This is a genomic window from Hoylesella buccalis ATCC 35310 (assembly GCF_000177075.1).
GTDB classification, from domain to species: Bacteria; Bacteroidota; Bacteroidia; order Bacteroidales; family Bacteroidaceae; genus Prevotella; species Prevotella buccalis.
Genome location: NZ_ADEG01000073.1, coordinates 1 through 11,679, shown reverse-complemented (window position 1 = coordinate 11,679; position 11,679 = coordinate 1). Strand labels below are relative to the sequence as shown.

Genomic DNA, 11,679 nt, shown 5'->3' with positions numbered 1-11,679 from the left:
ACAGATGAAAAAAGCACATACTTATTTATTTCAATTTATCGTACTGACCGGCGTGTATTTGGGAATACAACTCCTGTTCGATTGGGGTAGTGAATATCATTGGCCAAATTTGATGATTGGGAGTGCCTTGTTCGGATTTATCATGATGTTGCTCAACATCTATTCTGACTACAAAGAACAGAAAAAGCGAAAGGAAAAGAATCAGGAATATTTGGAAACTTACGATAAAGTGGTTAAAGACAAAGATCATAAAAAACAACAAGAAATATGAAAACATACTTAGTTACAGGAGCCGCAGGCTTCATCGGAGCCAACTTCATCAAGTATTTGCTTGACAAAAAGTACAAGAACGAAGACATCAAGGTGATTATACTGGATGCGCTGACCTACGCAGGCAATCTGGGTACTATCAAGAATAATATTGACAACAAACGTTGTTTCTTCGTGAAAGGCGACATCAGAGATAGGGCTTTGGCAGACAAGTTGTTTGCTGAACACGATATAGACTTTGTCGTAAACTTTGCTGCCGAGAGCCATGTAGACCGCAGCATCGAGGACCCACAATTGTTTCTTTCGGTGAATATACTTGGCACTCAAAACCTCATGGACGCAGCCCGAAGGGCTTGGGTCACGGGCAAAGACGCACAAGGTTATCCCACTTGGAAAGCTGGCAAGCGCTATCATCAGGTTTCTACCGATGAGGTTTACGGTTCCTTGGGCGCAGAAGGATACTTTTCAGAACAAACGCCGCTGTGTCCGCACAGTCCCTATAGCGCGTCAAAGACCAGTGCCGACATGATTGTCATGGCTTATCGCGACACTTACCGCATGCCCGTCAGCATCACACGATGCTCTAATAACTACGGTCCTTATCACTTTCCAGAGAAGTTGATACCGCTCATTATCAAAAATATCCTTGAGGGTAAGCAACTTCCTGTATATGGCAAAGGCGACAATGTGCGCGACTGGCTCTATGTAGAAGACCACTGCAAAGCCATTGACATGGTGGTGCGAGAGGGTAAAGAAGGAGAGGTGTACAATGTAGGTGGGCATAACGAGATGAAGAACATCGACATTGTGAAGCTCACTATCAAGACCATTCACGACATGATGCAGCAGGATAAAGACCTGAGAAAGGTGCTGAAGAAGCAAGAGGTGGATGAACAAGGCAACATTAAGATTGATTGGATCAACGACAACTTGATTACTTTTGTCGCTGATAGATTGGGACACGACCAGCGTTACGCTATTGATCCTACAAAGATAAAGAACGATTTGGGGTGGTATCCTGAAACTATGTTTGCCGACGGAATCGTAAAAACCATCAAATGGAACCTACAACATCAGGATTGGATCAACGAGGTAACCTCTGGAGACTACCAAAAATACTACGAACAGATGTACGGTAACCGATAAGAAACACGAGCAATTGGAAGCGAAAATCATTGACTTAGCTAAGATCGTTGACCCCAGAGGAAACTTAACTGTTGCCGAAGGTTGCAAGGATGTGCCTTTTGATGTAAAGCGAGTGTACTGGGTGTACGACGTGTCAGCAGGCGAAAGTCGTGGTGGACATGCCCACAAACGGTGCAAAGAGTTTTTAATTGCATTGAGTGGCAGCTTCCACGTAACGCTCGACAACGGCAAGGAAAAGACTTCTATACTGCTAAACCACCCTTATCAAGGTCTGTTTGTCGATACTGATACATGGCGGACGTTAGATGATTTCTCGTCGGGAGCAGTATGTTTGGTATTGGCATCTGAGCCTTTCGATGAAGAAGATTACATTCGAAATTATCACTCGTTCACGGAATATATCAAGAACAAACCTGATGTTTGAGATAAAACGATATGCACCAACCGACAAGGAGCGCTGGAACAGCTATGTGAGGGAGGCAAAAAATGCCACCTTTCTGCTTGACAGAGCCTATATGGACTATCATCAAGACAGGTTTGCGGACGCTTCACTGCTCTTTTACAAAGAGGGCAGGCTGTATGCGCTGTTGCCTGCCCACATTGCAAACGACACCTTATATACACATTTAGGATTGACATACGGTGGTCTTGTCATGGACTATCGGGTTACAGCTTCCGACACGTTGTGCCTTTTCGAGGAGCTTAACACATATCTTCGTACACAGCACATCAAGCGAATGGTGTACCGTCCCATACCTTCTATCTATCACCTAATACCTGCCGAAGAGGATTTGTATGCGCTCTTCAAAGTCTGCAATGCCCAATTAGTGGCACGCAACATTTCTTCCACCATTGATTTGACACATCCCTTGAACTGGAAAAGAAACCGAAAATACGGCATTAACCGATGTGCGAGAAATGGCATAGAGATAAAACAGAGTACAGATTTTGCCGCTTTCTGGCAAGTGTTGGAAGACAATTTAATGAATAAATACGGTGCGAAGCCCGTCCACAGCTTACAGGAAATAGAACTATTGCACCAACGTTTCCCCAATCACATCCAGTTGTATGTGGCATGCAAAGATAACATGGTGTTAGGAGGAACCGTTCTTTATCTCACTCCCAACGTAGTGCATACGCAATACATCTCGGCATCGCCCGAAGGAAAGCAACTGCTTGTCATCGATGGGCTGTTTCATTTCTTACTCCATCAATCGTGGGACGAACAACAATATTTTGATTTTGGCACATCTACTCTGCAAGATGGGCACCTACTCAATGCCTCACTCATTCATCAAAAAGAGGGATTTGGCGGTCGTGCTATATGTTATGACACTTATCAGTGGGAGGTATGATACCCTATTTATCTTTACAACGAGTAACCAATGAACATCTGACAGAGATACAACAGGCTGTCAATAAGGTAATTGAGAGTGGTTGGTATCTGCAAGGGCAGGCGGTACAAGCGTTTGAAAAACAGTATGCCGAATACATTGGCACCCGGCATTGCGTGAGTTGTGCCAACGGACTGGATGCGCTCACCCTCATACTCAGAGCTTACATGGAGCTGGGCGAGATGCATGAAGGCGATGAAATCATCGTTCCATCCAACACCTACATTGCCACCATCCTATCGATTACGGCCAACCGCCTGGTTCCTGTACTGGTGGAACCGCGCATAGACACCCTTGAAATTGACGACAACTTGATAGAGCAGGCCATCACCGAACGCACCAAAGGCATCATGCTGGTGCACCTCTATGGACGTTGTGCATACACAGACAAGATAGGTAAGCTCTGTCAAAAACATCACCTGAAACTGCTGGAAGACAACGCACAGGCACACGGTTGCCTATACCGTGAGGGGCATCGCACAGGGTCGTTAGGTGATGCGGCGGCTCATAGCTTTTATCCCAGTAAGAACTTAGGCGCATTGGGCGATGCCGGAGCCGTGACAACCTCTGACGCCAAACTGGCAAACGTCATCAGATCCCTGGGCAATTACGGCTCATCACGAAAATATGTCTTTGACTATAAAGGCAGAAACAGCAGAATGGACGAGCTGCAGGCCGCCGTATTGAGCGTAAAACTCAAGTATCTGGATGAGGAAAACGCAAGAAGACAGGAGATAGCCCACTACTATCTCACGCACATTCGCAACGAAGAAATCACGCTCCCCCCACACGATTCAACCGGAAACGTGTGGCATGTGTTCCCCGTGCTGACACAATATCCCGATGAACTGCAAGGACACTTAAACCGCATGGGCATCCAAACCAACATTCACTACCCCATACCTCCGCACAAACAGCAGGCATACAAGGAATGGAACGACCGCTCTTACCCCATTGCCGAAAAGATTCATCACCATGAAGTGAGCATTCCGTTGAACCAAACACTCACGAATGATGAGGTAAAAGCCATTGTCGGCGCACTGAACACATATCATCTGAGGAAATAATGGTTAGGCCCAGGGCCGCCAATTAACACGGGTTAGAACCAACCATCGAATCAATCATACCACCAAACTTGACCACCCGCAAAAAATAAAGAACGTGCATTCCCGCTAATTTTTATGCTAAAATAACAAAACACTTTGTCATATCATAAAATAATTGTATTTTTACAGCACAATTGTAAAACGATATGAAAAAAGGTTTTTTGGCACTTTTTCTTGTAGCCTTTGCTGCTGTCACCTGCTGGGGACAAAGCACTTTCAAGCCCAAATTCGAACGCCAACCATGGGATACCTACGTGGGAGTGAAAGGTGGCGCCATCTATTCTAATCTGACAGCTTTGCATGGTGAAGCCAAAATCACCGGGATGGGAGGAATATATACCGAAGCCTTCCTTACCAAATCGTTTGCCATCCAAACCGAGTTGACCTTTTCTCATCATGGCAGCCACAATGCCATCTCCTTAGCTTCACCAGAGGCAGGGGCCACGTTCGACTATCGATTGAACTATATCAATACCGATTTTATATTCAAGCAATACATCGCAGACAGACTGGGACTATACACCGGTATTCATACAGCATACGCCATCACGATGGAATGCAACGGAAAAAGCATCAAAAAAGAATTGTACAGGAGTGACGTGACCATCCCCGTGGGACTCTGCTTCGTATGGCACAACGTATGTTTGGATGCCCGTTACCAATATCCTTTCAGAAAACTTGCCAAGACAGACAAAGCAAAGGCCATCATGGGAAACAGCAGAAACTCCTCCATCATCCTCACGCTTGGTTACAGGTTCAGGGTTTTCTAACGACAATTGCCACCCGGTCCCTGCTTGCCTGCACGCACACACCTATTCTTCTAAACGCAAACGAGGCAAGGAAAGATGATACCTTACAGCCAAAAATCGGATGACACACACCACCAAGAAGGAAGAAACCACCGTAATGCTCACATTCACATCTAAACTGATGAGTACCCAATAAACAATTCCGCCGATGATACTGGCCATAGCATAAATTTCTTTTTGGAAGATGATGGGTACGTTATTGAGCAACACATCACGTATCACGCCTCCTGCTGAACCCGTCATGCACCCCATGATGATGGCTACCCAAAAGGGGAAATCATAGGCCAAAGACTTCTGGATGCCGGCAATGGTAAACAGGGCCAAGCCCAATGTGTCGAATACAAACCAGGTGTTGTCCAACCGCTTCAAAAACTTTGAAAAAACGATGACGAACAGTTGAGCCAATACTGTACAAATGATGTAAATGCTCGACGTCATCCAAAATGGCGTTACCCCAATCATGACATCACGAATGGTTCCGCCACCGATGGCAACGGCGATACCACATACAAAACCACCGAACCAATCAAAATTCTTGGCTGCTGCGTGTCGAATGCCAGATATCGCAAAAGCAAACGTCCCAACAAACTCTATACCTTGCTGTATAGAGTGGACTATTTCCGGATTTTGATAGAACATATTCTTTTAAAACGCACTTAGATGCGATTTTTATTATACTCATCAAAAAGGATTGCAGCAATCTCTTGCGCACCCATCAACAGTTCACTACGTTTTGTGCAGCTCCTTCCAGGAAGCACCTCACGTTGTTCAAAGCAATGTTCATCAGTCTGCTGCGCGCTTCAACGGTAGCCCATGCAATATGAGGAGTGATGAAGGCATTGGGTTGTTTCAGCAATGGATTGTCAGCAGCGGGTGGTTCCGAGCACATCACATCAGCTCCGTAGGCAGCCAACTGACCGCTTTCCAAGGCTGCGGCAACATCAGCTTCGTTGACCAAGGGGCCTCTTCCGGTATTGATCAAGATGGCACCATGCTTCATTTTGCGTAAGTTATCAGCCTTAATGAGTTCACGCGTGCGCTCTGACAAAGGACAATGTAAAGACAGGATGTCACTCACCGAGAACAAGCCGTCAAGGGTTGTCTTCTGGATGCCCGATGGAAGATCAACCGAATTCTTACTGGTATAGGCATATACCTCCATGCCAAACTCACGAGCGATGCGTGCGACCTTCATACCGATGTTACCCAATCCGACAATTCCCATCGTCTTTCCGGCCAATTCAAGCAAAGGCGTGTCCCAATAACAGAAATCACTACGCTTTGACCACTGCCCCTCGCGTGTTTGCTGGGCATAATGCTCTACCCGATTCGTGATGGTAAAAATGCTGGCAAATACCATCTGTGCCACACTATATGTACTATACGACGGAATGTTGCAAACCGTCACGCCATGTTCTTGGGCGGCCTTCACATCTATGTGATTGAAGCCTGTTGCCAACACACCGATATATTTCAGCTGTGGCAATTGTGCGATGATATCAGCCTTCATGGACACTTTATTCACCAAAACAATCTGCGCATCCTTCGCACGTTCTACAACTTCTTCGGGTTTCGTACGTTCGTAAACGGTGAGACTTCCCAGCTCTTTGAATCCATCCCACGACAAATCACCGGGATTGGCACAATGACCGTCCAGAACAACGATGTTGACAGCTTGTTTCTTCCCATTTGTTTCCATAAACATTCTCCTTTTTATGATTCATTTTGCGACGTGGAAGTCTCGTCATAACGCGATCCCCAGCACTGACGCATCCATTGATATAATTTTTCTTCAGCCGCGCTATGCTGCGCATGCCACATACGCCTGTCCTTCACGGCATCAGGCAGATATTGTTGTTCGACAAAGTGCCCGGGATAATCATGACTGTACAGATAGCCGTCATGATAACCCAGTTGCTTCATCAACTGTGTGGGCGCATTGCGCAAGTGCAGGGGAACCGGTAAATTACCCGTTTCCTTGACCAACGCCAGTGCGGCATCGATTCCCAAATAACTGGAATTGCTCTTCGGACTGGTAGCCAGATACACAGCCGCTTCGGCCAGCGGTATTCGTCCTTCGGGCCATCCCAACTTCATGACAGCGTCAAAAGCTGCATTGGCCAGCAATAGCGCATTGGGATTGGCCAGTCCCACATCTTCGGCCGCACTGATGACCAGTCGGCGGGCAATGAATTGTGGATCCTCGCCACCTTCTATCATCCTCGCCATCCAATAGAGCGCCGCATCAGGGTCGCTGCCGCGGATACTCTTGATGAAGGCCGAAATGATGTCATAGTGCATCTCGCCGCCTTTGTCGTAAGCCAGTGGGTTTTGTTGGAGCTGAGTCTCAACCAATTCGTCGGTGATGACCACCTCGTCGGTGGCAGAAGCACCAATGACTAAATCCAAGATATTGAGTAATTTACGGGCATCGCCCCCACTATATCGCAAAACAGCACCCGTTTCTTGCAAAGTGATGTGACGCTGTTTGAGTTCTATGTCCTCATGGATGGCGCGATGAAGCAGTTCCAACAGGTCTTCTTTTTCCAAAGACTTGAGCACATACAACTGACACCTTGACAACAAGGGGCGGATGACCTCGAAAGAGGGATTCTCCGTGGTGGCACCGATGAGCGTGACAACGCCTTTTTCGACCGCTCCCAACAGCGAGTCTTGCTGTGACTTGCTGAACCGATGAATCTCGTCGATGAATAAAATAGGTGATGCTGAATTGAAAAAACTGCTGTTCTTTGCCCGTTCAATCACCTCGCGTACATCTTTCACCCCGCTGGTGACGGCACTTAACGTATAGAACGGCGTTTGCAACATGTTGGCAATGATCTGAGCCAAGGTGGTTTTTCCCACGCCCGGTGGCCCCCACAGGATGAAAGAAGAAATCCTGCCAGCCTCAATCATCTTGCGCAACACGGCACCCTCTCCTACCAAGTGCTGCTGCCCCACATATTCGTCGAGCGTACGAGGACGCATTCTTTCTGCTAAAGGTTCACTCATAATCCATTGTCAACAAACACACATGCTCGAAAATCGTCCTTATGCTGCGAATTCAAAGCGCTCTGTGTACATGCAAAGATAATAAAAGTTTCTTGAACCAATGGTGCACATGTCGTTTTTTTACAACTATTCCATCCGCCCTAAGCGCGTATCTATGTGGGAGGAACGAATGGCTGCTTGCATAGGCAAGTCATCGCACTGTCCACCTATCACGCCCCGGCTTTATGTCCGAATAAATGACAAAAAAAGAGCACTTGTAAATTTGTAAAATAGAAAAAAATAATAGGTAAATGAGGAGCATCACAACCTCATTGGAGAACAGAAAATGCCATGTCTGCACGAACGCATTGAGTTAAGCGGTCAAAGGACATGCTTTTGCACCGTAATAAGCATGTAATTGGACACGAAGAGCATAGCAATAACAGCGTTAAAAGCATCCTTTTACCAGGAAAAGTTAAGGGAAATAGGCGTCATGAAGTTGCATGAAACACCGAACGACTTGCACAACAACAAGATACGTTCTTTGCTGCTGCTTGCGAAATTTGAAAAAATTGGAAGGTTGGTGGAGAATATGCGAAGGATAAAGAGTGGTTTGTCAAGAAAAATGTTTCATCTTTTTTGGAGGTCTGCCTGCCGATATACTGTTTACAAGTGAGGCCGCTATGATGAATGAGCAAGATTTTTATCGCCCACACAGGCATATTCTTGTAAAACAGAAAAAGAACATAGATATTCTGGTTTTGTATCATCTCCATAACTCGCAAAGTTAGCTATATCAATGCGATATAGACACGTTTTTTAGTTTACCTCAAATATTTGCAAAAAAGTTTGTCAATTAAGAATTAAGTATTTATTTTTGCAGCCAAACAAACAGGATAAGACAACACAGTTCTTTGACTGCTACAAACAGCCAACAAATGGATGAACAGCATCTCATAGCAATGAGCACTGGCATCCAAACTATTGACGTTATTTGCGCAAGCGCATTGCAATTCAATCAAAGATAAATGACCACTAAAAAAGATATGAAACAAAAAAACGCTTTATCCCTCAAGACATTGACCAAGAGTAGTGTTTGGGAATTACAGGAAAATGATGTTTTCAGGCTATGGGAAGCGGCTCAGAAAGATGCTGACCTCAAGGATAACATGCGTCATTATCTTGACATTATTAAAAGTGCTTTCGAGATCGAGGAAATCAAAGTTGACAAACCTGAAGTCATTAAGAAATACGAAGAACGAGGCTTTAAGGTGGGTAAACTGCGGACTGACGAAGCATCAAAGCAGAAATGGGCTGTTAAGAAGAAGCCCATAGCACGCGTAACCGACCTTACATACGAGAACATCCGCCACATATCGGCAACAAAACTCATTGAAGTGCTTGACAGAAACTTTGGTGGTGGTTGGGATTCGCTGTCGCAGAGCATTAAAGACATCATTGAAAGTGGCTTTGACATCAGTACGACAACGCTTCCGCAAAACAGACTTCACAACCCCAGCGGCATGTATGAAAAGAAGGTCAACGATGGATTTGAAGTTCTTGAAATTCCAAAAGGATCATGGGTTGAGGCCATTTTTGCAAAGGAAAAGCCAAAGACGGAACTCAGCAAAAACAAGCTTTCCAGAGGAAAAGCTGCACTGGATGAAGACTTTGACGAGGAGGATGACGATTTGCCAACACTACAAAATGCAGATGATGACAAAGACGATGACGACTCTTACGATGACGACAAACTGACGGAAGAAAGCTATCGCACCACTTTCGAGACAAATCCGGAAGATTTAGACTTGGAAGCAGCAGATGTTTCGGATGAAGACGAATACTAATCCTGAAAAATCCATATAGACAACAAGGATAGAAGAGTGGGGCTGCTGAACAAAAGCCCCGCTAAACATCTCGCCTGTGGGGAAAATAATGAATGAGAAAAGCCAAATTGCATGTGCAATTTGGCTTTTGAATTTGTCAGTATAAGTAAAACTCCCTATTGAGGATGTGAAGACAAGGCCTTGCTTGTAAGACTTTCCGAGGAAATGCGCATGACGAAAGAGTAGCAAAGAGTGTAAATCAAATATTTATCAATGCTTTCACAGAACCAAGCTATGATCATAAAATAAACAAATGGCACTCATGGATGGTATATACCTCCTTTACTTCATCCTCCTCAGAACTCGCTGATCTCTGCCATAAAACTTGATCGACGTGGATACTGACAACGAAAGTATTCGGCAAGCCGATGGGCAGCCTCTTTACCGCCTTTGAGATGTTCCATACACTTCATCGATGCCGCTAAGTGAGGATATTTTTTAACGTCTGCTGGACCACTGGCTTTCACTCGGAGCAATTTGTCGTAGGCCCTTAGCATCCCATCGGCATGCTCGTCACTAACATAGCGCGCATAAGTGTCAAGTGCGTAAGTATTATTACTTGAATGCTTCATGATATCGTGAAAAAGTTCTTCGTGTTCACCTTCTTCAACGTAGATATCTGCCAGGTTATTGTTTGTACTCCACAACTCATAGCTGTTAAAGTGCGTCTCATCTATCATTTTTCGCAAAAAATCTTTCCATTCGTTATGCTGTATGAGCTTTCGTAGCTTATAGTAATATTCTATGTCACCATGACTATTGATGAACAACTGACGTGCACTCTGTATCTGTTTGTCTTTGTCTCCAAGCTTCTCGTAAACGTCAAATAAGCGTTTCAGTCACTTTCCGACAAGCAAAGGTTTTTCTTGAATCTGCGCCTCTGATAAACCGTTTCTAAGCACTTCTGCGGCCTTATCATATGCTCCACTATCAATCATTCTTTCAACTAACGACTGTCTTATCTCTGGGAGATAAATGAATTGATGCTCAACATTATCGGCCTCGCTACTTCTCTCATTTTTCCTCAATACCTGAATCTTTCGTGCCACATACTTGTGTAAATCATAGCTCGCCTCGTGTTGAACAATCTGCTCGCCTATAAGGTTTAGACACTCGTCAACACTTGCAGTCAGCATATTGACCTTGAACAGCATCTCATCAAAATCAAACATGCCATAATTTTCTAATTCTGCACACCCGCTGCCTATGGACAAATCCTTAAGCTCAACCAATAAATTTTGTTTCAACGAATTGTTGAGATGGGATTCGGTGAAGGCATCAAGGAGCTGCTTTTGAGCTTGTTCACACTCGTAGCTGCAATCATTCTCGTCATCACATGCAAAGAAAGAATCTTGGTTGAAATACTCCCCCAATTGCTTGAAAAACTCCACTGCAATTTTCGCGGCTGCGTCAGCATTGCCTATATTCAAAAATATCCTACCTTTATCCAATAACTTCATAGCATCCTCCAGTATAGCTTCCCAATTGGTTACCTCATAACTGTGCCAATGGTTCCCCATATCTGTAGTCTTAGAGAATATGTGTCGCATCTCTATTACATAATCATTCTCAGCGTCATTGTTGCACATGAATTTAAAGCCCAAATAGGCCATCAATTCATCGCCAAATTGATTATTTGTCTTGGCATACATCAATAAAAACGAAACTATATCATCCTTTGACGCTAGCTGCAATAGTTGTACCACGTTATTGTTTTTATCAATCATAACAAATTCTTATCTGTATTCTTCTTCATCATCATTCTGAAGGTTATCGTATACTTAGCAATAATGCGACCGTCCTTGACGTAATCCATAACAACAGCATAATACGTTATAAATATTAGCCCAATTGGCCTAATATCAAAAAAGCCTCCAGGCTTTTCAGTCCTGAAGGCTTCTATTTGAAAAAAGGCGGCTACCTACTCTCCCGCATTGCATTGCAGTACCATCGGCGCAAGCAGGCTTAACTTCTCTGTTCGGAATGGGAAGAGGTGGAACCCTGCCGCCATAACCACCTGATAAGGGGATGACGTATCGATACAAGCGAATCTATACTCATGATTCAATCATGACAA

12 protein-coding genes and 1 rRNA gene are annotated in these 11,679 nt (G+C 44.7%); 7 read left to right on the top strand and 6 right to left on the bottom strand.

Annotated features, from left to right (window positions below):
• Positions 1–4: 4 nt before the first annotated feature.
• From HMPREF0650_RS07825 to HMPREF0650_RS07800, 6 genes are all read left to right on the top strand, one after another.
• Complete coding sequence (locus HMPREF0650_RS07825; protein ID WP_004349808.1) at positions 5–271, top strand: hypothetical protein; 267 nt, start codon at positions 5–7, stop codon at positions 269–271.
• On the top strand, positions 268–1,416 hold the full coding sequence (gene rfbB, locus HMPREF0650_RS07820; protein WP_004349806.1) for a dTDP-glucose 4,6-dehydratase: 1,149 nt from the start codon (positions 268–270) through the stop codon (positions 1,414–1,416). The genes HMPREF0650_RS07825 and rfbB overlap by 4 nt, the downstream gene beginning before the upstream one ends.
• 13 nt (positions 1,417–1,429) lie before the next feature.
• Complete coding sequence (locus tag HMPREF0650_RS07815) at positions 1,430–1,840, top strand: sugar 3,4-ketoisomerase (RefSeq protein WP_004349805.1); 411 nt, start codon at positions 1,430–1,432, stop codon at positions 1,838–1,840.
• Positions 1,833–2,771 (top strand): GNAT family N-acetyltransferase, encoded by a 939-nt coding sequence (locus tag HMPREF0650_RS07810; RefSeq protein WP_004349803.1) that lies wholly within the window; start codon positions 1,833–1,835, stop codon positions 2,769–2,771. The genes HMPREF0650_RS07815 and HMPREF0650_RS07810 overlap by 8 nt, the downstream gene beginning before the upstream one ends.
• Positions 2,768–3,877, top strand: a complete 1,110-nt coding sequence (locus HMPREF0650_RS07805; protein ID WP_004349802.1) for a DegT/DnrJ/EryC1/StrS family aminotransferase — start codon at positions 2,768–2,770, stop codon at positions 3,875–3,877. The genes HMPREF0650_RS07810 and HMPREF0650_RS07805 overlap by 4 nt, the downstream gene beginning before the upstream one ends.
• Positions 3,878–4,062: 185 nt before the next feature.
• On the top strand, positions 4,063–4,686 hold the full coding sequence (locus tag HMPREF0650_RS07800) for an outer membrane beta-barrel protein (protein ID WP_004349800.1): 624 nt from the start codon (positions 4,063–4,065) through the stop codon (positions 4,684–4,686).
• Between the two features lie 42 nt (positions 4,687–4,728).
• Here the strand turns inward: HMPREF0650_RS07800 and HMPREF0650_RS07795 are convergent, their stop codons facing one another.
• The 3 genes from HMPREF0650_RS07795 to HMPREF0650_RS07785 form a co-directional block, all read right to left on the bottom strand.
• Positions 4,729–5,364 carry a trimeric intracellular cation channel family protein gene (locus tag HMPREF0650_RS07795; RefSeq protein WP_004349799.1) on the bottom strand — a complete coding sequence of 212 codons (636 nt, stop codon included), beginning with the start codon at positions 5,362–5,364 and terminating at the stop codon, positions 4,729–4,731.
• Between the two features lie 76 nt (positions 5,365–5,440).
• The gene (locus HMPREF0650_RS07790; protein ID WP_004349798.1) at positions 5,441–6,430 is read right to left on the bottom strand and encodes a D-2-hydroxyacid dehydrogenase; all 990 of its coding nucleotides are present in this window, start codon (positions 6,428–6,430) and stop codon (positions 5,441–5,443) included.
• Between the two features lie 8 nt (positions 6,431–6,438).
• Positions 6,439–7,737, bottom strand: coding sequence for a replication-associated recombination protein A (locus tag HMPREF0650_RS07785; RefSeq protein ID WP_004349796.1), 1,299 nt, complete (start codon positions 7,735–7,737; stop codon positions 6,439–6,441).
• A 1,025-nt stretch (positions 7,738–8,762) separates the two neighbouring features.
• On the opposite strand from HMPREF0650_RS07785, the gene HMPREF0650_RS07775 reads away from it, so the two are divergent.
• Complete coding sequence (locus HMPREF0650_RS07775; RefSeq protein WP_040562912.1) at positions 8,763–9,563, top strand: hypothetical protein; 801 nt, start codon at positions 8,763–8,765, stop codon at positions 9,561–9,563.
• A 335-nt stretch (positions 9,564–9,898) separates the two neighbouring features.
• On the opposite strand, the gene HMPREF0650_RS07770 is transcribed toward HMPREF0650_RS07775, so the two are convergent.
• The 3 genes from HMPREF0650_RS07770 to rrf all read right to left on the bottom strand — a co-directional run bounded on the left by HMPREF0650_RS07770 (position 9,899) and on the right by rrf (position 11,623).
• Entirely contained in the window at positions 9,899–10,372 is a 474-nt protein-coding gene (locus HMPREF0650_RS07770) for a hypothetical protein (protein ID WP_004349791.1), read from the bottom strand.
• 69 nt (positions 10,373–10,441) lie between these two features.
• Entirely contained in the window at positions 10,442–11,329 is an 888-nt protein-coding gene (locus HMPREF0650_RS07765) for a hypothetical protein (RefSeq protein ID WP_004349789.1), read from the bottom strand.
• 181 nt (positions 11,330–11,510) lie between these two features.
• Positions 11,511–11,623 (bottom strand): 5S ribosomal RNA (gene rrf / locus HMPREF0650_RS07755).
• Positions 11,624–11,679: the final 56 nt, after the last annotated feature.